Source organism: Streptomyces sp. NPDC002232 (genome assembly GCF_042890295.1).
Taxonomy (GTDB): Bacteria; Actinomycetota; Actinomycetes; order Streptomycetales; family Streptomycetaceae; genus Streptomyces.
Genome location: NZ_JBIARV010000003.1, coordinates 433,697 through 457,788, shown reverse-complemented (window position 1 = coordinate 457,788; position 24,092 = coordinate 433,697). Strand labels below are relative to the sequence as shown.

The 24,092-nt window shown below is 75.3% G+C and carries 16 protein-coding genes; 9 read left to right on the top strand and 7 right to left on the bottom strand.

The features are described from left to right. Positions 1-4: 4 nt before the first annotated feature. Together ACFYXU_RS14605 and ACFYXU_RS14600 are read right to left on the bottom strand one after the other, a co-directional pair. Positions 5-1,078: a phosphatase PAP2 family protein gene (locus ACFYXU_RS14605; protein WP_389406549.1), complete on the bottom strand. Its 1,074-nt coding sequence runs from the start codon at positions 1,076-1,078 to the stop codon at positions 5-7. A gap of 253 nt (positions 1,079-1,331) precedes the next feature. Further along, the gene (locus tag ACFYXU_RS14600; protein ID WP_389457873.1) at positions 1,332-3,173 is read right to left on the bottom strand and encodes a glycoside hydrolase family 15 protein; all 1,842 of its coding nucleotides are present in this window, start codon (positions 3,171-3,173) and stop codon (positions 1,332-1,334) included. Between the two features lie 262 nt (positions 3,174-3,435). Here ACFYXU_RS14600 and ACFYXU_RS14595 point away from each other — a divergent pair, with 262 nt between their 5' ends. The 9 genes from ACFYXU_RS14595 (at position 3,436) to ACFYXU_RS14555 (ending at position 16,133) form a co-directional block, all read left to right on the top strand. Next, a complete protein-coding gene (locus tag ACFYXU_RS14595) occupies positions 3,436-4,230 on the top strand; it encodes a glycosyltransferase family 2 protein (RefSeq protein WP_389457871.1) in 795 nt (264 codons plus the stop codon). A gap of 565 nt (positions 4,231-4,795) precedes the next feature. Next, positions 4,796-5,545, top strand: a complete 750-nt coding sequence (locus tag ACFYXU_RS14590) for a glycosyltransferase (protein ID WP_361401778.1) — start codon at positions 4,796-4,798, stop codon at positions 5,543-5,545. A 5-nt stretch (positions 5,546-5,550) separates the two neighbouring features. After that, positions 5,551-7,002 carry a glycosyltransferase family 4 protein gene (locus ACFYXU_RS14585; RefSeq protein WP_389457869.1) on the top strand — a complete coding sequence of 484 codons (1,452 nt, stop codon included), beginning with the start codon at positions 5,551-5,553 and terminating at the stop codon, positions 7,000-7,002. Beyond that, positions 6,999-9,461 (top strand): lipopolysaccharide biosynthesis protein, encoded by a 2,463-nt coding sequence (locus ACFYXU_RS14580; RefSeq protein WP_389457867.1) that lies wholly within the window; start codon positions 6,999-7,001, stop codon positions 9,459-9,461. Before ACFYXU_RS14585 ends, ACFYXU_RS14580 begins: the two co-directional genes overlap by 4 nt. Next, positions 9,458-11,290, top strand: coding sequence for a glycosyltransferase (locus ACFYXU_RS14575; protein ID WP_389457865.1), 1,833 nt, complete (start codon positions 9,458-9,460; stop codon positions 11,288-11,290). Before ACFYXU_RS14580 ends, ACFYXU_RS14575 begins: the two co-directional genes overlap by 4 nt. Next, on the top strand, positions 11,272-12,144 hold the full coding sequence (locus ACFYXU_RS14570) for a PIG-L deacetylase family protein (RefSeq protein ID WP_389457863.1): 873 nt from the start codon (positions 11,272-11,274) through the stop codon (positions 12,142-12,144). Before ACFYXU_RS14575 ends, ACFYXU_RS14570 begins: the two co-directional genes overlap by 19 nt. Then, positions 12,141-13,790 carry a phospholipid carrier-dependent glycosyltransferase gene (locus ACFYXU_RS14565; protein ID WP_389457861.1) on the top strand — a complete coding sequence of 550 codons (1,650 nt, stop codon included), beginning with the start codon at positions 12,141-12,143 and terminating at the stop codon, positions 13,788-13,790. Before ACFYXU_RS14570 ends, ACFYXU_RS14565 begins: the two co-directional genes overlap by 4 nt. After that, the gene (locus ACFYXU_RS14560) at positions 13,777-14,868 is read left to right on the top strand and encodes a glycosyltransferase family 4 protein (RefSeq protein ID WP_389457859.1); all 1,092 of its coding nucleotides are present in this window, start codon (positions 13,777-13,779) and stop codon (positions 14,866-14,868) included. Before ACFYXU_RS14565 ends, ACFYXU_RS14560 begins: the two co-directional genes overlap by 14 nt. Then, positions 14,865-16,133: a beta-galactosidase gene (locus ACFYXU_RS14555; protein WP_376512145.1), complete on the top strand. Its 1,269-nt coding sequence runs from the start codon at positions 14,865-14,867 to the stop codon at positions 16,131-16,133. The genes ACFYXU_RS14560 and ACFYXU_RS14555 overlap by 4 nt, the downstream gene beginning before the upstream one ends. Here ACFYXU_RS14555 and ACFYXU_RS14550 read toward each other — a convergent pair. From ACFYXU_RS14550 to ACFYXU_RS14530, 5 genes are all read right to left on the bottom strand, one after another. Continuing rightward, on the bottom strand, positions 16,124-16,927 hold the full coding sequence (locus ACFYXU_RS14550) for a class I SAM-dependent methyltransferase (RefSeq protein WP_389406539.1): 804 nt from the start codon (positions 16,925-16,927) through the stop codon (positions 16,124-16,126). The genes ACFYXU_RS14555 and ACFYXU_RS14550 overlap by 10 nt on opposite strands. Further along, positions 16,924-21,414 (bottom strand): aminotransferase class I/II-fold pyridoxal phosphate-dependent enzyme, encoded by a 4,491-nt coding sequence (locus tag ACFYXU_RS14545; RefSeq protein ID WP_389457857.1) that lies wholly within the window; start codon positions 21,412-21,414, stop codon positions 16,924-16,926. The genes ACFYXU_RS14550 and ACFYXU_RS14545 overlap by 4 nt, the downstream gene beginning before the upstream one ends. Before the next feature lie 129 nt (positions 21,415-21,543). Further along, positions 21,544-22,578: a LacI family DNA-binding transcriptional regulator gene (locus ACFYXU_RS14540; protein ID WP_361401749.1), complete on the bottom strand. Its 1,035-nt coding sequence runs from the start codon at positions 22,576-22,578 to the stop codon at positions 21,544-21,546. A 229-nt stretch (positions 22,579-22,807) separates the two neighbouring features. Then, complete coding sequence (locus ACFYXU_RS14535) at positions 22,808-23,137, bottom strand: putative quinol monooxygenase (RefSeq protein ID WP_329852764.1); 330 nt, start codon at positions 23,135-23,137, stop codon at positions 22,808-22,810. 45 nt (positions 23,138-23,182) lie between these two features. Next, on the bottom strand, positions 23,183-23,950 hold the full coding sequence (locus ACFYXU_RS14530) for an IclR family transcriptional regulator (RefSeq protein ID WP_389457855.1): 768 nt from the start codon (positions 23,948-23,950) through the stop codon (positions 23,183-23,185). Between the last annotated feature and the right edge of the window lie 142 nt (positions 23,951-24,092).

The window sequence follows — 24,092 nt, the reverse complement described above, 5'->3', positions numbered from 1 at the left end:
GACATCAAGATATCTCGTGATCGTGGTCCTCGGTAAAGGGCCCCACGAGCTCTCCGTCGTGCGGGACGCCCGCGGCTTCGACGAAGGGCCCTCCGAGCCGGTACGCGGCCGGGGGGCCGTCCACGTCGACGCGGCGGAGCACGGCGAGCAGGGTCAGCCCCGTGGCGGCGACCACGCCCGCGGCCAGGGCCTGGCCGCAGCGGTGGGCGAGCCGGAGGTCGGCCGGGTCGTACGGGGCGGCGGCGGGCAGCGCGAGGGTGTCGCCGAGCAGCCAGAGCCCGGCACCGAGGCCGGCCAGGGCGAGGAGGGCGAGCGGGACCGTCGCGGGGAGTCCGGGCAGGGCGGGTCCGCGGGGCGGTCCGGGGCGGACCTTGCCCCTGCGGGCGATCACGGCGAGGAGTCCCGAGGTCACGGCGAGGACGACGAGGGCGGCGGCGATGACGTCGCCGGGCCGGTGGTGCCCGGTGGCGATGGTGTACGCGCCGACGGCGGCGGCCCACAGGGTCGCGGCGCCGACGGCGAGGGCCCGGTAGCGGTAGGGGACGACGAGGACCAGACCGAGGGCGACGCCGAGGGCGAGGGTGGTCTGGAGGCTGGGGAAGCCGCTCGGGACGAGGGCGCCCGCGGTGTCGACGGTCCGGGGGCGGGGGGCGTACCGCTGGAGCAGCCCGGTGACGGCGAGGGCGGTGACGACCCCTCCGGCGGCGGCGCCGGTGAGGGCGTACCGCTTGCGTATGAGACCCACCGCGATCAGGGCGACGCAGCCGAGGACCAGGGAGAGCGTGGTGAGCCCTGCGAGCGAGGGGTGGTCGCGGAGCACGGTGACGGCGACGGCGTCGGCGCGGCGGCCGGTCACGGCGGCGTCGCCCCAGCGGCGGCCGGTCGCGGTGAGCACGAGTCCCGCGTAGACGACGGTGAGGAGGAGGACGGCCCCGAGGCAGGCACGGCGGGTCCGGGTGCGGACCCGCGTGCTGAACGAGCCGGATGCCTCACCGGCCACGGCGGCGTACCACCAGGTGTCAGCGTTCTTCGGCGGCCTCGGGGAGCCGCCGGTGCGGAGCCTGTCGTAGGGAGCCATGCCCCGATTCGAACCCACGGGCGGCCGCGGCGCCCGCTGGAGGCACCCGAACGACACGCCCGGTCCGGAACCGGGAACGGGACCAGGGCCGGGCGGGCCGGGCCGGGGTGGGGTGGGCCGGGGTGGGGTGGGGCGGTGCGGAACCGGGAGCGGGACCAGAGCCGGGGTGGGGCGGTGCGGGCGGGCCGGGGCGGCTGCGGGAGCCGGATCCCGCCGGGCACGGCCGGGCGGCGCGCGCCGGAGGCGTCGCCGATCACGCCGCGGCGAGGTGCCGCGTACGGTCGCGGTCGTGGCGGCGGGTGCCGTACAGGGTGAACGCCGTGTTCACCAGCGCGACATGGCTGAGCGCCTGGGGCATGTTGCCGAGCTGGCGGCAGGCCACCGGGTCCCACTCCTCGGCGAGGAGCCCCACGTCGTTGCGGACGGCGAGGAGCCGCTCGAAGACGGTCCGGGCCTCGGCGGCGCGGCCGGTCATCGCGAGCGCGTCGGCGTACCAGAAGGTGCAGGCCACGAAGGTCCCCTCGGTGCCGCCGAGGTCGTCGAGGTCGTGGGTGCCGCCGTCCCGGACGTCGCCGTACCGGCGCAGGAAGCCGTGGTCGTCGAGCCTCCCCATCGCGCGGACGGTGCCGAGGACGCGCGGGTCGGCGGCCGGGAGGAAGCCGAGCCGGGGGATCAGCAGGGCGGTGGCGTCGACCTGCCGGCTCCCGTAGTACTGGGTGAACGAGCCCTGCTCCTCGCTCCACCCCCGGGCGCAGATCTCCGCGTGCAGTTCCGCCCGGAGGGCCTGCCAGCGCGCGACGGAGCCGCGCAGCCCGGCGACGCGGGCGAGGCGGACGGCGCGGTCGGCGGCGACCCAGGCCATCACCTTGGAGTGGACGAAGTGACGGCGCGGACCCCGGACCTCCCAGATGCCCTCGTCGGGCTCGCACCAGCGCTCGCCGAGGTACTCCAGGAGCGCGGCCACCAGGGACCAGGCCTCGGGGCCGAGACGGACCCCGGCCCGGACGGCCGAGTAGACGGTGCTGAGCACCTCGCCGTAGACGTCCAGCTGGAACTGGCCGCTGGCGGCGTTGCCGAACCTGACGGGGCGTGAGTTCTCGTAGCCCGGGAGCCAGTCGGCGTCGGTCTCGGCGAGCCGCCGCTGCCCCTCGACCCCGTACAGCGGCTGGAGGTCGGCGGGGTCTCCGGCGACGGCGCGCAGCAGCCAGTCGGTCCAGGCCTGCGCCTCCCCCCGGTATCCGCCGCGGAGCAGGCAGGAGAGGGTGAAGGTCGAGTCGCGCAGCCAGCAGAAGCGGTAGTCCCAGTTGCGGCCGCCGCCGATGGACTCGGGGAGGGAGGCGGTGGCGGCGGCGACGATGCCGCCGGTGGGGGCGTAGGTGAGGGCCTTGAGGGTGAGCAGGGAGCGGATGACGGCCTCGCGCGCGGGCCCTTCGTAGCGCAGGGCGGCGGCCCAGTCGGTCCAGAAGGCGAGGGTGCGGCCGAGGGCGGCGTCGACGTCGCCGGGGGTCGCGGGCGGCGGCGCGGGGACGTGCGAGGGGCACCAGCCGAGGACGAAGGCGACCCGTCGGCCGGCGGTGATCGTGAAGGCGCAGGTGGTGCGTTCCGGGGTGACGTCCAGCGTGACTCCGGGTCCGCACGAGAGGTGGGCGGCGTCGGGTCCGGCGACGGAGACGACGGTGCGCCGGTCCGTCGAGCGGGTCCAGGGCACGATGCTGCCGTGGTGGAAGCGGACCCTCAACTCGCCCCGCACCGCGACCCGTCCGGAGATCCCCTCCACGACGCGCACGATCCTCGGGGCGTCCTCGCCCCGGTTGCGGGGCGGCATGAAGTCGGTGATCCGGACGGCGCCGGAGAGGGTCTCCCAGACGGTGTCGAGGACGAGGGTGTCGCCCCGGTAACTCCTGCGCTTACAGAGCCCGTTGCCGACCGGGGCGAGGATCCAGCGGCCGTGGCCGGGATCGCCGAGGAGAGCCGCGAGGCACGCGGGCGAGTCGAAGCGGGGTGCGCACCACCAGTCGACGGACCCGTCGGTCCCGACGAGCGCGGCGGTCTCCAGGTCACCGACGAGGGCGTAGTCCTCAATTCGCCCTGCCATGCAGGGATTCTATTCCTCCAGGAGGGAACGCGCAGAAATCGCCGACGCGGGGCCGGGTCGCTTCTCGTGGGAATTCGCGTACCCGTCCGCCGTATGTCCGCGTACCCGTCCGCCGTGTCTCCGCATACCCGCTCGCATGATCTTCCGCGTCCTCTTCCGCATTTCTTGACGGCGCCACCCGCACGCAGGATTCTGAAATGCGGGCGCTCGCCCGAGGGGCCGAACAGACGAGTGAGGCCGTACCGATGAGTAGCGATGCGCGATGAGCGGCGACTCCCATCCTCTGCGCCGCTCGACCGACCGGTCGCCGGCCCCCGGCACCCGGACGGTGACCCTCGTGCTCACGGTCCGCCCCGGTGAGGCGTGTCCCGGCCCGGTGCTCGACGGGCTGCTGGACCAGGTGCCCCCGAGCGTGCGGGAGGTCGTGCTGATCGGCGGCCGCGCCGCGGAGGGCGCCGTGCGCGAGGGCATGGAGGTGCGGCGGCTGGGGGACTGGGACTTCACGCGGGGCGACATCCCGCACGCGGCCCTGCTCGCGGCGACCGGGGACCTGATCGTCCTGATGAACGCCGACGGGAGCATGTCGCCGCACGAGATCCCGCATTACCTGCATTACCTGGAAAGCGGTTACGACTTCGTGAAGGGCTCGCGTTTCATCGCGGGCGGCGACTGTGCCGACTATCCGCTCCCGCGCCGCCTCGGACACCGCGCGCTGCTGCGGGTCGCCCGGCGCCTCTACGGCCAGCACCTCACGGATCTCTGGTACGGGTTCTGCGCCTTCCGGCGGCCCTTCGTGGACCTCCTGGACCTGCGCGAGGACGGCGTCGAGCTCGGGGCCGAACTCGTCACGCACGCGCTGCACTACGGGCTGCGCGTCGCCGAGGTGCCGAGCCGCGAACGGCCGCGCCGCCCGGCGGGCCGGGCCGGACCGCCGCATCCCCGTACGGTCCGCGACGGCGCCCGGATCCTCGGCACCCTGCTGGAGGAGCGGCCGCACAACGCCCTGTCGAGGCTGACCCGGGTGCCCTTCCGCGGCTCCCACGGCGCCTCCGGTTGACGAACCGCTTCGCGGGATGCTACCGCTTAGAGAAGCAACATTTCAGGACAAACCAGACCCTGAGCGCACATCCTCGGCAGGGTCGGTTGACGGAGAGGCTCGTCGTGACCTCACATCCCCTCAGCCGAACGCCGGTGGCACCCGTTCCGCACCCGCTGCGACGCGTGACCGACTGGCCCCTCGCTGATGCCCGTCGTCGCTCGCTCCACCGCTCCCCGCACGCTCCGAACCCGCACCCGGCCCGCCGGGCCTCCGACCGGATCGGCCCCTGCGCCCGTCCGCCCCGGAGCCCGGCACGCAGGCCGCGCGGCGCGGCGCGGCGGCGGCGGACCCGTACGACCCACGCGCGCACCGCTCGACGCGGGCGCGGCTCGGGCCGTAGCGCCGGTCCATCGGGCTCTCCCGCCCGCAGCGGCCCGTCCGGTTCACCGGGCTCCCACGGCCCGGCCGGCGCGTCCGGCCCCGCCGACGGCGGCACCGCCCGCCGCGCCCCCGTCCACGCCCCGATCCCCCGCGCGTGCGCGCGCTCCGCGCCCCGCGCCTTCCCCCGAGGAGGCGAGGCGTGATGGCAGCCGCACGCACCCACGCACCGCTCCCCCGCCGGCTCGTCCGCCCGCCGGTGGAACTGGAACTGCTGATCCCCGCCTTCAACGAGCGGCGCCGACTGCCCACCACCGTGGCGGCGACCGTCGACTACCTGACCGAACGGCCCTGGTCCTCGGCGGTCGTCGTGGTCGACAACAACAGCGCCGACGGCACCCAGGACGTCCTCGGACGCTTCACCGACTCCCCCGTCCCGGTCCACGCCATCGGGTGCAGCGACCAGGGCAAGGGCGCTGCGGTCCGGCGCGGGATCGAGACCTCCTCGGCCCGGTTCGTCGGCTTCGCCGACGCCGACAACGCCACCCCGGTGGACACCCTGGACCGGGTCATGCGGCTGCTGCGGGCGGGCCACGGCGCCGTGATCGCCTCCCGGCACGCGCCCGGCGCGCGCCTCGACGTGGAGCAGCCGCTGCTGCGGCGCGGCGGCGGCCTGCTCTTCCGCACCCTCGCGCACCTCTCTCTGCCCGGTGTCGCCGACACCCAGTGCGGCTTCAAGTTCTTCCCCGGGCCCCTGGTCCGGGAGATCGCGCGGGACTGCCGCATCGACGGCTTCGCCTTCGACGTCGAACTGCTCGCCCGGGTCGTGCGGGCCGGACGGGACGTCGTGGAGGTGCCGGTGGTCTGGCACGACGTCCCCGGCTCGACCTTCTCGGCCCGGCGCGACGGACTGCGCTCGATGGCCGACCTCGTCCGCATCTCGCTGGCCCGGTGAGCGCCGTGACCGCACTCGACCGCCTCGCCCGCACCGACCTCGCCTTCCTCAACTGGCGCGACCCGTCCCACCCGGACGCGGGCGGAGCCGAGGCGTACTGCTGGGAGATCGCCCGGCGGTTCGCGACGGCCGGCGCCCGCGTCACCCTCGTCTCCTCGCGGTACCCCGGCTCGCCCGCCCGTGAGTTCCGCGACGGGATCCGCATCGTGCGGGCCGGCGGCACCTTCGGCGTGTACGCGTCGGCCGCCGCCCATCTGCTGAGGAACCGTCACGCGTACGACGCCGTGGTCGACTTCCAGAACGGCATCCCGTTCTTCTCCCCGCTGTTCACACCCCGCTGGACCGCCGACATCTGCGTCATCCACCACGTGCACCAGCGGCAGTTCGACACCCGGTTCCGCTGGCCCCTCAACTCGGTCGGCCGGGTGCTGGAGAAGCAGGTCAGCCGACAGGTCTACCGGGGCCGGCCGGTGGTCGTCGTCTCGCCCTCGACCCGCGAGGGCGCCCGCCGCGAACTCGGCTTCGGCAATCCGATCCACATCGTCCCGAACGGACGCCCAGGCCCCGCGCCCACGCCCCCGGCCGGGCACCGCTCCCCCGTCCCCGCGCTGACCGTCGTCAGCCGGCTCGTCCCGCAGAAGCGGGTCGACCTGATCCTGCGGGCCGTGCCCGCGCTGCTGCGCCGCCGCCCCGGACTCCGCGTCGACGTGTGCGGCGACGGACCCGAGGCGGAGCGGCTGCGGAAGCTCGCCGCCGAACTGGGCGTGGGCTCCGCCGTCGTCTTCCACGGACGCGTCGGCGACGCCCGCAAGCAGGAGCTGTTCCACCACGCGTGGCTGACGGTGGTGCCGTCCGTCGCCGAGGGCTGGGGCCTCGCCGTCATCGAGGCGAACACCGTCGGCACCCCCGCCCTCGCCTTCGACGTGCCGGGGCTGCGGGACGCGATCCGGCCGGGGGTCAACGGCTGGCTGCTCGACCCCGGCGCCGACCTCGCCGACGGCGTCGCGGCCGCCCTGGACGCGCTGTCCACGGCGGAGGCGCGGCGCCTGGCCGCACTCCGGTGCCGGGCCTGGGCCGCCGCCTTCTCCTGGGACGCCAGCGCCGAGCGCCTCGCGCAGGTCGTCCTTGAGGACCTCCAGCGCACCCACCGCCACCGGCGCACCCGGCGCGGCGCGAGCGACCTCTCGGTGCTCACCCGCTTCACCTCGCCCGACCCGGACGCGACCGAGCGGGCGGTACGGGGCTCCCTGCGTCAGACCGACGTCTGGCGGCGCGAGGGCGACGCCTTCCGGCTCCTCCTGCACGGCTGCGACGAGGTGCGGGCGCTGAGCGCCCTGCGCCGCCTCGCCGTCGCCGACGCGGACGTCTTCCTGGCGAACGGTCACGACGTCCTGCTCGGTACGGCGGAGCCCGGCGACGGGTCCGCCGCGGGGCGGGCACCGGGGAGGCGGCCGTGAGGCCCGCCGGCTCCGTCACCACCCGGCCGCCGGTCCACCAGGACGAGGCCACGGCGGTGCACGGCGCGCGCTGGATCGGCACGGCCGTGGTCGTGGTCGGCGCGCTGAACTACGCGTACTCCCTGATCCTCACCCGGCTCCTGGACGTCTCCGGGTACGCCACCTTCGCCGCGGGCCAGGGCCTCATCGTCTGCACCGCCGCGGTGGCCGTGGTCACCGTGCCGTGGATGCTCGCGCAGGCCCTGGCGCGCGCCGGTTCGGACGCCGAGCGCGGCGAGGCGGTCCGCTTCGCCGTGGTCACCGCCTTCGCGGGCGGCACCGTCGCGGCGGTCGTGGTGGCGGCCGTGTCCATGGAGTTCGCGAGCGCCGTGACGACGCTCGTCATCGCCGGCGGCACCATGGCCGTCTACGTCACCCGGGTGAGCGTGGGCTGGCTCCAGGGCACCGAGCGGCTGCGGACGCTGGCCGTGCTGACCGCCCTGGAGGCCGCCCTCAAGTTCGGGGTGGGCCTGTTCTTCGTCACCGCGCTCGGCATGGGCGAGACGGGCGCCCTCGCGGCCTTCGGGATCGCCGTCCTGCCGTACGTCTTCTTCCGGCCCCGCCGCTTCCCCGACGCGCAGCGCCGCCCGTGGCGGGCGGTGAGCGCCGACCGTCGGCTGTGGCGGCGCGCGATGGGGGTCGCCTCGATCCAGGGCGTGGTCGCGATGCTCGCGGCCGTGGACGTCGTGCTCGTCGCGATGCTGCCCACCGACCGGTCGGCCGCGGCGAGCTACCAGGCGGCCGTGATGCTCGGCCGGGTCCCGCTCTTCCTGGCCGGCGCCGTCTCCATCGCCTTCCTGCCCGCGCTGTCGCGGCGCGGGGCGGGCGATCCGCTCACCGCGAGCGCCCTGCGGATGTACCTCACGGTGGCCCTCCCGCTGACGGTGGTGGCCGCGACGGCGCCGGGCGCCCTGCTCACCAGGATCTTCCCCCCGGGGTACTCCATGGTCTCCACCCTGCTGACCTGCACGGCGGCTTCGGGCCTGGCCCTCGGCGCGCTCGCCCTGCTCGTGACCTTCGCCCAGGCGGTCAACGACTACGGGTGCCTGCGGACGCTCCTCGTCGGGCTCGTCGTGTACGTGACGGCCCTGCTGTCCGGCTGGGCCGTCGGCGGCGTGCTCGGGATGGCGGTCGGCGGGCTGTGCGGGACGGTCACGGCCCTGGTGCTGATCGTGGTGCGGCACGCCCGTCGCCACGGCTTCGGGGTGGCGGAGCGGCCCTTCGGCCGGGTGGTGCTGCCGCTGCTCGGACTCGCCGCGGCCATGGCGCTGCTCCGCCCTTACACCCTCGCCTGGTTCGGCGCCGCCGTGGTGGTGACGGGCGTCGCGCTGTGGCGCTTCTTCGGACGGCGCGGCTCGCCCGTCCCGGCGGCCGGAGCCGCCGGGGAGGCCGCCGGGGCCGCGTCCCCCGACCCGGCCGCGGAGTCCGGCCCCGGACGGCCCGGGACACCGGCGCCGGTGCCCGGCGAGCGGCCGACAGCACGGGCCGCGGCCCACGACGAGCGGGCCGTACCGCTGCTCGTCGACGCCGTGTGGCGGGGCCGTGTCCGGCCCGCCGGCGACGAGGAGCTGCTCGGCGCGCTGGCCGCGGCCCGGCTCAACCAGGTGGAGGGGCGGCTGGCCCGCGCCTATCCCCGCCAGCTCGCGGCGACCCTCGACGAGGTCGAGTGCGCGACCAGTCAGTTCCGGCGCAACCTGGTGGAGTCCACCGACCGGCTGCGGACGGCGGGCATCCCGACCGTCCTCATCAAGGCCGACCTCGGCGGCGACTACGTGTACGGCAACTTCGACCTGGTGGTGCCCCCGGGCCGGCTCCCGGCGGCGCAGGACGCGCTCGACGGCTGGTACGCGCACCGCACGACGTACTGGCTGGAGCGCACCAGCAAGGTGCTCCTGGAACCGGCGCGCGGCCCCGCGGCCCATCTGCACGGCTCGGTCTCGTGGTTCGGCGTTCCGGTGGTGCCCACCGAGCGGCTCTTCGCGCGCGCCGAGCGGTCCGCGCACGCCGACGGCGAGGCCGGCGGGCACGCCTGGCTGACGCCGTGTCCTTCCGACCGGCTGCGGATCTGGCTGGCGCACGCCCTCTTCCAGAACCTCACCCTGGACCTCTCCGAACTCCTCGCGCTGCGGCCCCTGCTGTGCCCCGAAGTGATCGCGGAGGCCCACCGGGAGGCCGCCCGCGAGGGCTGGAGCGCGGGCGGCCGTGCGGCGCTCGGCGTGGCCGTCGAGGCGATGGCGAGGCTCGACCGGGGCGAGCCCGTCCCGCTGCCGCTGCCGCTGCCCGTGGGAACGTCCCTCCGGGCCGGGGCCGAGCACTCCGGGCACCTCCTCGGCGCGGGCCGGATCCGGGCCGCGACCCGTGAGGCGTCCCTGCGCGTCCCCCTGGTGATGACCAAGAAGCTGCGGAGGCGGGTGCCATGACGACCTTCCGGGGCCCGCTGCTCGTCGCGGTGTCGGGGCCGGACGGGGCGGGCAAGTCCTCGCTGGTGCGACGGCTCTCGACGCTGCTCCGCGAGCGCGGGGTCACCACCGTCACGACCTACGGCTACGGCTGCTTCCTGTGCCGCAGGTTCCCGGCTCCGCCCCGCGCGCGGGAGGACGGGGACCGGCGGGCACGGCGCGCCACGGATCCCGAGGCCCTGGCGTCCCGAGCGCACGCCGCCCACGCGTTCCTGGACGCGGGAGAACTCGCGGCCCGGCTCACCTCGGCCCGGCTGCTCGCGCGGGTCCGGGCGCACGGCGGGCAGGCCGTGGTCGTGACCGACCGCGGACCGCTCGACGGGCTGGTCAAGTTCGACCCGCCGGCCTCCTCCGGGGCGGCGGCCGCCTTCCGCCGGATCGCCGGCCGGTACGGTCTGACGCTGCTCGTCGAGACCGGTCCCGAGACCCTCCGGGCCCGCGGCTGGGAGGAGAGCGCGGGGCCGCCGACCGCCTGGTGGGCCCGCTACCGCACCTGGTCGCGGCGGCTGGCGGGGATCACGCACCTCGACGGCGAGCGGGCCCCGTCCCTGGTGGCGGGCACCGCACTGGAGCGGATCCTCGGCGCCCTGCGGGCCCGGGAGCGGGCCGCCGGTGCGCCGGAGGGCGGCGCGGCCGGGGACCGGCCGCACGTGGTGGTCTCGATCTACGACGACGCGGACAACCCCGCCTACCGGGGCGGCGGCGCGCTGGTCGTCGGCAAGGTGGCGCGGCGGCTCGCCGAGGACTTCCGGGTGACCGTCGTGACGGCGGGACGCCACGGCGGCACCGAGGACCGGGACGGCGTCCGGTACGTCCGGCTGCCGGTGGGCCGGGCCGGTCCGCGCGCGGGACAGCTGCTGTTCCTGATGGCGCTGCCGGTCGTGTCCCGCCGGATCCGGCACGACCTGTGGCTGGAGAGCTTCACGCCCCCGTTCTCGACGAGCTTCCTGCCCCTGACGACGCGCGCACCCGTGGTCGGCATCGACCAGGGGCGCAGCGCGGAGACCCTGTCGGACCGCTACCACCTGCCGTTCTTCCTGGTCGAACGGCTCGGACTGCGCTGCTACCGGCACCTCGTGGCGCTGAACGCCGCCGACGGGACGGCGATCCGCCGGCACAGCCCCCGGGCCGACGTCCAGGTCATCCCCAACGGGGTGGAGCAGCGCCCGCCCGAGGAGTCCCCGCTCGGTTCCGGGCGGTTCATCCTCTTCCTGGGCCGGATCGACACCTGGGTCAAGGGCATCGACCTGCTGCTCGACGCCTACGACCGGGCGCGGCCCCCGCTCGACCTGCTGCTCGCGGGCAGCGGCACCGCCGTCGAGGAGCGCCGTCTCGCCGCGCTGGTCGCGGCGCACGCCCGCGGGCCCCGGCCGAGGATCCACTGGGTGGGCTTCGCCGAGGGGGAGCGCAAGCGCCAACTGCTCCGCGACAGCGCGTTCCTGGTGATGCCCTCGCGGCACGAGACCTTCGGCCTGGTGGCCCTGGAGGGCATGTCGTACGGCAAGCCCGTCCTGCACTTCGACCTGCCCGCGCTGCGCTGGATGCGCGACGGCGGCGACGTGGCCGTGCGGCCGTTCGACGTGGCGGCGTTCGGGGCGCGCATGACCGAGCTCGCCACGGACACGGCGCTGCGCCGCCGCCTCGGCCACCGCGCCGGGATCGCGGCGCGGCACTACACCTGGGACGAGATGACGGGCCGGTATCTGGCGCTGGCCCACCGGCTGGTGGACTCGCCCGCCGCCGCGCGGCGGCCGAGGAGGAGGGGTGCGTCATGGCAGACGATCCGCTGACGGGGTTTGTCCGCACCCTCGTCGGCTCCCGCGTCCCGGTGCTGGTGCTGTCGCCGCACCTGGACGACGCCGTCCTGTCCTGCGGCGCGCTGCTGGGCTGGGCGGGGCGGCGGGCCCCGGTGACGGTGGCCTCGCTGTTCACGGAGGCCACGCCACCGCCGTACACCCTGTCGGGGCGGATGTACCTGAGGCAGACCCGTGCCGGGGACGCGGAGGCGCTGTTCGCCGAGCGGCGGGCGGAGGACCTGCGGGTCCTGGAGCTGCTCGGCGTCGACCCGCACCACGCGGGCCTGGTCGACGGGCTGTTCCGGCGGCTGCCCCGGCCCCGCCCGGGCACCGGGGGCCTGGCCCGGCTGCTGCCCGAGGTGGCGCACGTGTACCCCACGTACCGGCTGCACCTGACCCGGGGCCGGATCTCCGCGCACGACGCCGAGGTCCTGCGCGCGGTCGGGGAGACCATCGACGCGCTGCTGCCCGCCGGCTCGGGCGGCCTGGTCCTGGCGCCGCTGGCCGTGGGCGGGCACGCGGACCACGTCCTGGTCCGCTGCGCCGCCGAGCGCAGCGGCCGCCGGATCGTGTACTACAGCGACTTCCCGTACAACCAGTCGGCTGCCGCCGAAGCGGAGTTCATCCGCCGCCACCGGCTGGTCGCCCACACGTGGGAGCGGGACCTCGACCGGAAGGCGGAGCTGATCCAGGGCTACGGGACGCAGGCCGGCGCGCTGTTCCCCCGAGGGCGCGTGCCGTGCTCGCCCGAGGTGTACCTGGTGTCCGAGGCGGGCCCCGGAGCCGCGCCCCTGCCCGTCGCACGGCCGCCCGGCAGCCGGGCCAGGACCGCCGGGGGTGTGCCGTGACCGTCCCCCGCACCGCCCCCGCGCCCGCCGGGACCGCACGGACCCGGCCGCGGACCGCGCGCCCGCGTCTGCCCCGGGGCCCCGTCCCCGCGGGGGTGTACGCGGCCCTGGCGGCGCTGCTCACGGTGACGCTGCGCCTGGTGGAGATCGGGCGCGCCGGGGACGTGTTCATCGACGAACCGATCTACCGGCGTCTCGGCGAGAGCGCCGCCGCGGGCGGCTTCCCCCGGACCGGCGAGGGCCTGTTCTTCCTGCACCCGCCCGGCGACTTCTACCTCCAGGCCGGCTGGATCAAGCTCGTCGGGGACCACGCGGACATCATCGCGGGCGTGCACTCCTCCCGGGTGCTGAACTCCCTGCTCGCCGGCGTCACCGCGGCCCTCCTCGTCCTCCTCGTCGCCCGGGTGCGCTCGCCGGGCGCGGGCGCCCTGGCCGGACTGGTCTTCGCCCTGGACCAGTTCTGCATCCGGCAGAACGACCGGGTGCTCCTGGAGACGGCCACCATGATGTGGATCCTGGCCGGCTACCTGGTGCTGGTGGGCCTCGCCCGTCCCGATCCGCCCGGCCGCCCCCGCGCCCGCGCCCTGCTCGCCGGGCTCTTCCTCGGCCTGGCCGTCCTGACGAAGGACCACGCGACGCTGATCACCGTGCTGCCGCTGCTGGCCGCCCTGGCGCTCGGCTGGGGACCGCCCCGGCGCCTGCTGGCACTGACGCTTCCCATGACGCTGCTTCCGTACGCCGTGTACGTCGGCCTCGTCGCGGGCTTCGGACACTTCGGCGTCTTCTGGGACGCGAAGACGTCCGGGGTGCGGCGGCTGCTCGGGATGGTGCAGGAGACGGGCTTCAACGCGGCGGGCACGCCCTCGCTCTCGGGCCGGCTCCTCGACGAGTTCCCGGCCTACGCGGTCACGTACCTGCTGCTCGCCCTGACACCGGTGGCCCTGGTGCTGCTGTGGCGGCGCAAGGGGCCCGTGTACCGGCTGCTCACCCTCTTCCAGGCCTCCGCCATCGTCACCCTGGGGTACGCGCTGACCCTCGGCACCCTGGAGGAGCAGGCCCTGTACCTGCTGTTCGTGCCGAACCTGGTGGCGCTCGCCGTGACGGTCCGCCTGCCGTCCCGGCACCGCCGCGGGCCGCGCGCCCTGGCCGTCGGGGCACTGGTCGCCGTGCTCGCCGTCCCCGCCGCCGTCTACGCCCAGAACCGGTGGACGCCCGACGACGGCTTCCAGCGCCTCCGCGCCTACCTGCTCACGCACGTCCCGGCGGGCACCGCCGTCGTCACCGTCGACGGGCAGCGGACCCGGGGCGTGACGGAGTGGATCCTCGACGACACCTATCGGCTGGGCCACTGGGTGACGCCCGGCGAGCGCGCCGCCGAGGGCGCCGACTACCTGATCGTGCCCTGGCGGGTCGTCGACCAGGGCTACGGCAGCTCCACGCCCGCCGAGGTCCGGAGGCTGACGGACGGGCTGACGCCCGTCACCGCCTCGCACGGCCCCATGTACGGCACGCTCGCCCTGTACCGGCTGCCGTCGCCGCTGCCCGGTCCCGACCTGGCCCGCCTCGCCGTGACCGGCTCCACGGCCGGGCCGGTGCTCCCGGCGCCGGAGCCGCCCCGGGGGGAGGCGCCCGATGCGCCGCGGTGAGCGGCCCCGGGTCCTGCTCCTGACCAGCAGTCCGCTGGACGGGTCGGAGGGGGGTGACGTGCGGCTCGCCGCCGACGTCCTCGGGACGCTGCCCGGAGTGGACTTCGTCTGGTTCGCCCAGTGGCCCACCGGGCGGCAGCCCGCTCCGCGGCGCGGCCGGCCGGTCCGCGTCCTGTCCCTGGACGGCGTGCCGCACGTCCCCGAGCGGTTGCAGTCCGCCGCCGCCGGGGCCGTGTTCGCCCGCCGGGTCGACCTGGTGCACGCCTTCCTGACCATCGGCCGCACCTTCCCGGTCTTCTCCTGGCTGCGCCCGCTGCTGCTCGGCGGCCGGCCCGTCGTGCACACCGTGCCGGGCGTGATGGACAACCGCCACCTCCGCAGGACCCGTCCGCTCGGGACGACGGTGGCCCTGTCCGAGTCGATGGCGCGCAGGCTGCGGGCCGCCGACTTCGGGGACGTCCGGGTCGTACCGCCCATGATCGGCCTCGACGCGTGGCCGTACCTGCCGCGCCCCGAGGGGTTCCCCGCGGTGCTCTTCGCCGGGCACCACGATCCGCACGGCGGCGCGGAGACCGCGATCGAGGCGGCGGCGGAGGCCCATCGGGAAGGGGCCAGGTTCCGGCTGGTGCTGGCCATGCGGGCCCGGCCGGGACAGGACGGCGAGGCCCTCGACGAGGCGCTGCGGGAGCGGGCCGGCGCGGCCGGGCTGCCGGACGTCGAGGTGCTCGGGTACGTCGACGACATGCACGCGCTGCTGGCCTCCGTCCAGGTGCTGCTGTTCCCGCCGGCCGTGCTCGGCGGGAAGGCGGACATCCCGCTCACGGTGCTCCAGGCGCTGGCCTCCGGGCGGCCCTCGATCCTCAGCGACCTGCCCCAGTTCGCCGACTTCGGCCCAGCCGTGCTGCGCGCCCCGGCGGGCGACGGGCGCCGCACCGGGCAGCAGCTGGCGTGGCTGCTGGCCCGGCCGCGCTCCTGGGACGTGCTCGCGGAGCGGGGCCGCGCCCTGGTCGAGGACCACTTCGGTCCCGAGCGGTTCGCCGCCCGGTACGCGGCGCTCTACCGGGAGCTCCTGTCGTGACGGCGCCGTGGCGGACGGGAGCCCGGCCGGGGTCGCTGGTGGCCCTCGTGGTGATCCTGCTGCTGGTGGGGGCGCTCGGGGGGCTGCGGCGCGCGGACCCGAGCCCGGCGCCGTACTGGTACGGCACGCTCCAGACCGATCCGGACCGGGCGCGCACCGAGTACGAGCACGGCATCCGGGTCGCGCACCTCCAGATCGACTGGGAGCGGCTCGAACCGGAGCCGGGCGTGTACGACGAGGGGTACGCGCGCGAGGTACGGGACCGGGTCGCCGCCTTCCGGGACGCGGGGCTGCTCGTCGAAGCCGGTCTCGGGCTCAACCACGCCCCGTCCTGGCTGTCGGACGCCTACCCGGAGTCGGTCTGGACCGACCAGGCCGGGCGGCGGTCCACGGCCACCCCGAACATCGTCTTCAGCGCACCGGTGCGCGCCGGGGTCGCCGACTACGTGCGCGCGGTGGACCGCCTGATCGGCCTCGACACCTTCTGGGCCGTGCGGCTCGGCGTCGACGAGACCGGCGAGTTCACCTATCCGGAGCCGTCGCCGGGAGGCGAGGGACGGGCCGCGTTCTGGGCGTACGACAGCCACGCGCAGGCCAGTTCGCCGTTCCCGGGCTGGCGGCCCGGTGAACGCACCTACCGCGGGCGTCCGTTCACCTCCGAGGACGTGGCCCGCTGGTACGCCTGGTACGAGGGAGCCCTCGCCGGGGCCGTGAACTGGCAGATCGACCTGTACACCTCGCTCGGCTACCGGGGCCGGCTCAAGGTGCTCGTGCCCGGCGCCGGCTTCTACCCCTCCGACCTGCGGGCGGCCGTCGGCGCCCGGCTGGCCGGCTCTCCCGCGATCGGGCTGGTCGGCCGCGGGGCGGGCTACTTCCTGACCCTGGGCCGGGTCGAGCACCGGGACACCGTACGGATCGTCACCACCGCCCTGGTGGACGGCACGGGCACGCCCGAGGACGACGGCTGCGCGCCCGGCGACGCCCGGGTCGACGTGTCGGCGCCGGACGACGCGGCGGTACGCGCCTGGTCGTCGGCGCGCTGGGTCACGGCGGTGGCCCGGAGCGCGGGCTTCACCCGGCTGGCCGGGGAGAGCGCGGGGCCGCAGATCGCCCCCTACCACGACGGGGTGACCGACACGGCGTACCGGCAGATGGCGTCCTGCGGGCTGGAGGGCATGATGTGGGCCTTCGACCGGAACCTGTACGACGGGACGCCGGGCTCCTCGCTCGACCGGTACGCCGAGACGATCCGGAGTCACCCCTGACCCGGTGCGGCGGAGGCGGCGGGCGCGGCGGGCCGTTCGGCCGTGAGCAGCAGGACGCCGCTGTCCCCGTACTCGGGCAGGGTGGGGTCCTTGGCGAGCCGGGTGATCCGCAGGCCGGTGGTGCGGGGGGCGAACACGGCCCGCAGGGCGTGTTCGTCGACGGGGCAGGCGGGCCAGACCGGGCCGGTGCCGATGCGGTAGCTCGGCATGCGCTCCATGAAGGAGGCGAGGAGGGTGCCGCCGGGGCGCACGGCTGCGACGAAGGCCCCGCAGAGGGCGGCGAACTCCTCGGCGTCCTCGGTGACGCTCTCGGCGACGAAGTTCATCGAGGCGAGGTCGTAGCTCCCCGGTTCCAGGTCGGCGGCGGTGCCCCGCCGGACGCGCACCCGTCGCAGCGCCTCGGCGGACCGCTCCGGGAGGGCGGGGTCGAGGGAGCGGCACAGGGCGTAGAAGGGCTCCCAGCTGTCGTCGACGCCGTGGTCGAGCTGGGCGCGCAGGTAGCGCACGCCGGCGGCGCCGGGTTCGAGGGCGTCGATCCGGAGACTGGCGGCCCCGGCGAGCATCAGCGGGTACAGGTTGGGGCCCGCGCCGAGTTCCAGGGTGCGCGGCAGGCTGCCGGGGGCGAACCGCCGGTAGACGGCCGCGTGGTGGCGGATGACGCCGACGTCCAGGGGGTGGAGCAGGCGGTAGTTCTCGGCGAGGTAGGCGTCGACCGGCCAGGCGTCCCAGTCGGCGTCCCGGTTGCGGCGGAGCGGGTCCCTCGCCCGCGGGACCGGCGGACGGCGGTCCCTCACTCCTCCGCCGTCCTTCCCGCGGTGACGGGACGGGTGGTCGCGGCGGACTGGAGGGCGAAGCGCGCGGCGAGCTCCGTGAGGGCGGCGCACAGCTGCTCGATCTCCTCGTCGGTGTTGGCCGCGGTGACCTGGACGCGGAAGCCCACCCGGTCGCGCGGGACCAGCGGGTAGGACGCGAGGGTGACGTAGACGCCCTTCTCCCAGAGGAAGGCGGCGACGGCGTCCAGGTCCGCGGCGTCGCCGAGCGGGATCTCGACGATCGGCAGGCCGTCCGTGTTGGGGGTGTCGATGCCGAGCGCCCGCACGTGCGCGAGGACACGGGCCGTCATCCGGTGCAGACGGGCCCTGATCTCGTCGCCGCGCTCGTCGTTGAGGTCGAGTCCGGCGAGGGCGGTGGCGAGCGAGGCGGTCGGCGAGGGGCCCGAGTACAGGTAGGGGGCCGCCGCCACCTTGAGGTGGTCCTTGAGCCGCTTCGGTACGGCGAGGAAGGCGAGCAGCGAGGAGAAGGCCTTGGAGAAGCCGCCGACGAGGACCAGGTTGTCGTAGGTCTCGCCGAAGTGGCGGACGATGCTGTTCCCGCGCGAGCCGTACGGGCTGCTCTCGCCGGGGCGGCGTTCGCCGATGACACCGAAGCCGTGGGCGTCGTCGACGTACAGCAGGGCGCCGTTCTCCCGGCAGACGCGGGCCAGGAGCGGCAGGTCGGGGTAGTTGCCGGTCATGCTGTTGACGCCGTCCATGCAGACGAGCCGGGCGGCGTCGGCGGGCGCGCCGCGCAGCAGCGAGGCCAGTTCGTCCGGCCGGTCGGCGTGGAAGCGGTGGATCTCGGCGCCCTGCCCGCGGGCCCCGACCGCTCCGTCGTACACGGTGCGGTGGGCCTGCGCCTCGACGAAGACCTGGCCGGTGCCGGCGAGGATCGGGATGACGGACTGGTGGATGAGGGTGATGGTGGGCAGCAGCAGGGTGTCGGGGGCGCCGAGCAGTTCGGTGAGCCGCTCCTCGATGCGCGGGTAGAGCCGCGGGCTGCCGATGAGCCGGGACCAGCTGGGGTGGGTGCCCCAGCGGTGGACCTCGGGTCCGATGGCGTCGATGATCTCGGGTTCCAGGTCGAATCCGAGGTAGTTGCACGAGGCGAAGTCGACGAGCCAGTCGTCGCCGACGCGGATGCGGCGGCCGTCGATCTCGTCGATGACGGCGTCGCACATGAGGCTGGTCCGCTGGAGGTGTTGCAGGTCCCGCCAGCGGGGCTCGCGCGGCGGCCGGACGGTGGGGACGGCGGGCGTGGATCCCGCGAGCCGGACGACGGGCCGGTCGGGGGGCCGGGCGGCGGGTCCGGCCGCCCTCGACGGGGCGTGGTGCAGATAGGAGTCGGCCTGGTGGGCGGTCATGGGGCGGGCGAAGAGGTAGCCCTGGCCGTACTGGCAGCCCATCTCGGCGAGCAGCGACCGCTGTTCCTCGTGCTCGATGCCCTCGGCGACGACCTGGAGGCCGAGGACGTCGGCGATGCGCACGATGCCCTCCACGAGCGCCACCTGCTGCGGGTCGGTGGTGATGTCGTCGATGAACGACTTGTCGACCTTGAGGACGTCGATGGGGAACTCGCGGAGATAGCTGAGCGAGGAGAAGCCGGTGCCGAAGTCGTCGATGGCGATGGCCACGCCGAGCTCCTTCAGGGCGGCCATGGTGGTCCTGATCTGGGCGTCCCTGCGCATGAGGACGCTCTCGGTGAGTTCCAGGACGAGCGAGCCGGGGGCGAGCCCGGAGGAGTGCAGGGCGCGCCGCACCTCGTCGAGGAACCCGGGGTCGCGGAACTGCCGCGCGGAGACGTTCACGTTGGCGCGCAGCGGGGTGCGGCGGGGGTGGGAGCGCTGCCAGCGGGCGATGTCGAGCGCCGCGTGTTCGAGGACCCAGGCGCCCAGCGGCATGATGTGGCCGCTCTCCTCGGCGAGGGTGATGAACTGGTCGGGCGGGACCATGCCGCGCCGGGCGTGCGGCCAGCGGATCAGCGCTTCGAAACCGGCCGGGGCGCCGCCGTCGACCTCGACGATGGGCTGGTAGCGCAGGGCGAAGGCGTGGTCGGTGATGGCGGTGTCCATGCCCGCCTGGAGTTCGTGGCGGGCGACGAGCCGGGAGTGCAGCTCGGGGTGGAAGAGCCGCCACCGCTTCTTGCCTGCGGCCTTGGCGGCGTAGAGGGCGAGGTCGGCGTGGCCGAGGAGTTCCTCGGCGTGGGCGCTGTCGAGGACGGTCGCGATGCCGACGCTGGTCGACACGGAGACGGCGCCGTCGGTGAGGTGGAACGGCTGGCTGAGGGTGTGCACGATCTCGGCCGCGAGGGCCTCGGCGTCGCGGGGCTCGCGGGCTCCTTCGATGAGGACGGCGAACTCGTCGCCGCCGAGCCGGGCGGCGGTGTCGGTGAGCCGCAGGACCGAGGTGAGGCGGCGGGCGACGGCGACGAGCAGTTCGTCGCCGACGGAGTGCCCCATGGTGTCGTTGACGACCTTGAAGTCGTCGAGGTCGACGAAGAGCATGCAGGTCAGGGTGGACTCGCGGCGGCCCCGGAGCAGGGCACGCTCGATGCGTTCGAGGAGCAGGACCCGGTTGGGGAGCCCGGTGAGGGAGTCGTGGAAGGCCCGGTGGGTCAGCTCCCGTTCCAGCTTCCGCTGCTCGGTGACGTCCCGCAGGGTGAGGACGAGGCCGTGGACGGTGCGCTCGTCGCGGAGGTTGCTGCACCGGACCTCGACCTCCAGCTCGTCGGAGCCGCCGTGCAGCAGCCTCCAGTCGTCCCGGGCGTCGGCGGCGCCGCGGGCGCGCGCGTCGGCGACGAGGCGCAGGGCGCCGGCCGTGTCGGACGGGGCGACGAGGTCGGTGAGCGGGGTGCCGGGCAGCGGGGAGCGGCCGAACATGGTCTCGGCCGAGGGGCTGGCGTACCGGACGGTGTCGTCGTCGTCGACGATCAGGATGACGTCCGAGGTGTTGTGGACGAGGGTGCGGAAGTAGGCCTCGCTGGTGCGGCGGTTGACCTCCTCGCTGAGCTCGAAGCGTTCGAGGGCGAGGGCCGCCTGGGAGGCGAGGGACTGGGCGGGGCCCGAGATCTCCGCGAGCTTCTTCTCGGGCCCGCCCAGGAGCAGGATGCCGAGGAGCGGTTCGCGTCCGTCCGGGGTCTGGAGCTCCAGGGGGCAGAGCAGGACGTGGGTCTCGGGCGTGATCTCGGCGGCGACGGACGGATCGAGCCGGGTGAGTGGAAGCAACTGGGCGCCGTCGGTGACGAGCTCCGACCAGTCGGTGCCGCGGGGCCGGATCAGCGCGTCCGTGCGGCAGCTCCAGGGGTGTTCCGCCGTGGGCACCGCGGTGAGGCCGCCGCGGCGGTCCCGGGTCAGGAGCAGCACCCGGTGGGAGGTGCCGGGGCCGAAGAGGGTGGCGGAGGCCGTCTCGACGGCTCCGGCGACCTCGCGGGGGCTGAGGGCGGCGACGAGGGAGGCGGCGGCGATCCGGAGGCTGCGCTCGCGCGCCTCGGCCTTGCCGTGGTCGTTCATCATGCCCCAGAGCCGGGCGAGGACCAGCAGGAACATGATCGCCGAGAAGATCGCGATGACGGCGATGTCCTCGCTCTCCTCGTGGCGCAGCGACTGGAAGAGCAGCAGGGCGGGGGCGACGAGGGACGCGCCGGCGAGCAGGGCGAGACGGCGCTCGGCGATGCGCGGGGCCGGTTCGGGGGCGCGCTCGGTGAGGCCGGTCATGGAGGGGTGGAGGGCGGCGAGGCCCCAGGCGGTGAAGAAGACGACCCAGCCGAGGTCCCAGGGAGTGCCGACCTGCCAGGTGCCCTTCAGCTGGAGGACGCTGTAGATGACGTCGGAGGCGAGGATGCCGCAGGTGCCGAGGGTGAGGAGCTGGACGGACCGGGAGCGCAGCCCGCCGGGGACGAGGAGCCGGGCGAGCATGGCCAGCATCAGCACGTCGCCGAGGGGATAGGCGATGGAGATGGCCTTCTCGGTCCAGGTCATGTCCTCGTTCCTGGCGAGGGGGTTGATCAGATGGACCCAGCAGAGCAGCGCGAGGCCCGAGGTGAGGATGAGGGCGTCGAGGACCACGGCGAGGTCGCGGCCCACGGTCCGGTAGCGGATGAATCCGAGCAGGCCGATCGCGAACAGCGGGTAGGTGACCAGGTAGAGGGCGTCGGCGACGGACGGGAAGGGCCGGGTCTGCCCGAAGAAGGCCTCCAGCGCGTTGTAGGCGGTGTCGCCGCCCACGAAGGTGAGGTTGGCCGCCGCGAGCACCATCCAGGGCCAGCGCCGGGCGGGCCGGTGGAGGTGGACGCCGATGAGGATGGCGACGACGCCGCTGAGACCGATCAGCGCCCAGAGGATGGTGTGCCGGTCGGGGTAGTTCAGGTAGGCGACCGTCAGACCGGTCACGATCACGAGGTACACCAGGGTCCAGCGGCGCAGTGTCCCGGACATGGTGTGCGTCCGGATCGGCTCGCGCTGCGGCATCCTGTGCCCCCTTGCCGGGTCGGACGCCGTCGGTAGCGCCCTGGTCGCGGATAGGGACCCCGTACGGGGTCCATTCTCCGGGGCGCCGGGGTGGGCTGCATCTCGGCGCCCGGGGGCGGGAGTCCGGCGTCAGGAGGAGGCGCGGACCACGAGTTCGGTGGGCAGCATCCGGCGGGGCTGCTCGTCCGGGCCGCTCGGGGACGCGATCTCCTGGAGCAGCAGACGGGCCATGGTGCGGCCCATCTCCTCGATGGGCTGGCGGACGGTGGTCAGGGGCGGGTCCATGTGCCGGGCCACGGCCGAGTCGTCGACGCCGACGAGGGCGACGTCCTCGGGGACCCGGCGGCCCGCCTCGCGCAGCACGCTCCGGGCGCCCGCCGCCATCACGTCGGAGGCGGCGAAGACGGCGTCCAGGTCGGGGCGCCGGCCGAGGAGTTCCCGCATGGCGCGCCGGCCGCCCTCCTCGGTGAAGTCCCCGGTGGCGACGAGCGTCTCGTCGGGCGCGAGTCCGGCCCCGGTCAGGCCCTCGCGGTAGCCGTCGAGGCGGCAGCGGGCCACGTACATGTCGAGGGGACCGGTGACGGTGGCGATCGCGCGGCGGCCGCGGGCGGCGAGGTGGGCGACGGCGGTCCGGCCCGCGCCGGTGTTGTCGGAGTCGACGAACGCGACGCGCTCGGCCTCGGTGCGGCGGCCGTTGAGGACGGCGGGCAGGCCGAGGGCGCGGACCTGGTCGGGCAGCGGGTCGTCGGCGTGCACGGAGACGAGGAGCACGCCGTCGACGCGTTGGGCGGCGAGGTACTGCTCGAAGCGCTGCCGCTCCTGCTCGCTGCGGACGAGGGTGAGGAGCAGCTGCTTGTCGGCGTCGGCGAGTTCGGTGCTGACGCCGCGGATGATGTCGAGGAAGTACGGCTCCGCGAAGAGCCGCGCCTCGGTCTCGGGGATCACCAGGGCGACGGCGTCGGTGCGGCTTCCGGCGAGGGCGCGGGCGGCCCGGTTGGGCACGTAGCCGAGCTCGGCGACGGCCCGTTCGACGGCGGCCTTGGCCTGCTCGCTCACCTTCGGGGAGCCGTTGATGACCCGGGAGACGGTCCCCCGGCCGACTCCGGCCCGGGCCGCGACCTCTTCCAGGGTGGGCCTGCCGGTCTGTCGCCCGCTCGCCGCCATGTGCCGCTTCTCCCCTCGGGCCGCCGCCCCGCCTGCGTGTGCACGCGAACCTATCAGGCGGGACGGCGACCGCCGGGGGTGCCGGGGGAGGCACGGAGACCGGTGGAGCGGGGCTCTCGCCCAGGGTGTCGGGGAGGCTCGGGTACCGGTCGGGAGGTCCCGCCCCGACTGCCCGGTCAGGCCTCGGAGGCCGCTCGGGGAGAGACCCGCCCCGGCTGCCGGGGGAGGCTCAGGAACCGGTCGGGGAGAGCTCGGCCATGGCGCCCCAGCCCTGCTGCGGGACCTCGACGTTGATGATCTCGGGGGTGGTGGCGATGGCCCCCGCCATGGCGGCGAGACCCGCGGTGAAGTGCGGGGAGGCGACGTGGGCGGCACCGGCCTCCGCGTCGGCGAAGGCCTCCAGGAGGACGAAGACGTTCGGGTCGTCGACGCTGCGGGACCAGTCGAAGAAGAGGTTCCCCGGCTCCGCGCGGGTGGCGCGGGTGAAGTCGTCGACCAGGTCGAGCCAGCGGTCGGCGTGGTCGGGGCGGGCGGTGAATCGGACGGCGATGAAGATCATGCGTCCAGAGTGCGCTGCCGACGGCCGGAGGGCGAGCGGGGCGGCTCAGGATTCCGGCAGGGTCGGAAAGCCGGGGACGGCCCGGGCGAGCGCGGCCCGGATCTCGCCCTGCCGTCGCCCGAACTCGGCGGTGGGCAGGGAGACGGACAGGGCGTGCACGATGCCGTCGCCGCGCTCCGGCAGGGCGACGCCGAGGCAGGTGTACGCGAGATCGGCCTCGCCGACGGACACGGCGAAGCCCTGGCCGCGGACGCGGTCCACCTCGGCCTCGAACCGCTCGGCGCCGGTGATGGTCCGCTCGGTGAGGCGGGCCATGCCGTGCTCCGCCAGATAGCGGCGGCGCAGGGGGCGGGGCAGCGCGGCGAGCAGCGCCTTGCCGTGGGCGGTCGCGTGGGCCCGGCGCTCGGGGCCCGGGGCGAAGGGGTGACCGGTGTCGGTGACCGGGGCGGTGGTGTCGACGACGGTGATCAGGCCGTCGCGGTAGGCGGTGTGGTACGCCTCGGCGCCGGTGGCCCGCCGCAGCCGGCCGAGGAGGTCGCCGGTGCCGACGCCGAGCCCGTGGTGGCGCTGGTGGGAGCGGTGCAGGGCGGGGACCCGGGGGCCGGGGGCGTACCCCTCGGCGGTGCGGACGAGATAGCCGCGGGCGAGCAGGGGCCCGGTGAGGTGGTAGACGGTCGAGAGGGCGCAGCCGAGGTCACGGGCGAGCGCCTTCGCCCCGACGGGCCGGTCCGCGTCGGCGACGGCGTCGAGGACGGCGAGGGCCCGGTCGACGGACTGGGGCCCGGAGTGCCCGGGGCCGGGGGTGGCAGGCATCGCTCCAGCTTAGGGGCCGTGTTCCGGGCCGGTACGGAGCGGGGTGACCGGTCCGCCGTCCCGCGCCGCGCGGCCCGACCGGTCCCGCGTCCACGGTCAGCCGGCCCCCCGTCCCCCTCGCCCGGCCCTCCTACGTCCCCTC

What these genes read in the sequence shown, in the direction of transcription:
- ACFYXU_RS14570 (WP_389457863.1), top strand. Translation starts at nt 11,272, where the DNA reads ATGGCAGACGATCCGCTGACGGGGTTTGTCCGCACCCTCGTCGGCTCC.
- ACFYXU_RS14535 (WP_329852764.1), bottom strand. Translation starts at nt 23,137, where the DNA reads ATGATCTTCATCGCCGTCCGATTCACCGCCCGCCCCGACCACGCCGAC.
- ACFYXU_RS14540 (WP_361401749.1), bottom strand. Translation starts at nt 22,578, where the DNA reads ATGGCGGCGAGCGGGCGACAGACCGGCAGGCCCACCCTGGAAGAGGTC.
- ACFYXU_RS14600 (WP_389457873.1), bottom strand. Translation starts at nt 3,173, where the DNA reads ATGGCAGGGCGAATTGAGGACTACGCCCTCGTCGGTGACCTGGAGACC.
- ACFYXU_RS14575 (WP_389457865.1), top strand. Translation starts at nt 9,458, where the DNA reads ATGACGACCTTCCGGGGCCCGCTGCTCGTCGCGGTGTCGGGGCCGGAC.
- ACFYXU_RS14595 (WP_389457871.1), top strand. Translation starts at nt 3,436, where the DNA reads ATGAGCGGCGACTCCCATCCTCTGCGCCGCTCGACCGACCGGTCGCCG.
- ACFYXU_RS14545 (WP_389457857.1), bottom strand. Translation starts at nt 21,414, where the DNA reads ATGCCGCAGCGCGAGCCGATCCGGACGCACACCATGTCCGGGACACTG.
- ACFYXU_RS14530 (WP_389457855.1), bottom strand. Translation starts at nt 23,950, where the DNA reads ATGCCTGCCACCCCCGGCCCCGGGCACTCCGGGCCCCAGTCCGTCGAC.
- ACFYXU_RS14560 (WP_389457859.1), top strand. Translation starts at nt 13,777, where the DNA reads ATGCGCCGCGGTGAGCGGCCCCGGGTCCTGCTCCTGACCAGCAGTCCG.
- ACFYXU_RS14605 (WP_389406549.1), bottom strand. Translation starts at nt 1,078, where the DNA reads ATGGCTCCCTACGACAGGCTCCGCACCGGCGGCTCCCCGAGGCCGCCG.
- ACFYXU_RS14590 (WP_361401778.1), top strand. Translation starts at nt 4,796, where the DNA reads ATGGCAGCCGCACGCACCCACGCACCGCTCCCCCGCCGGCTCGTCCGC.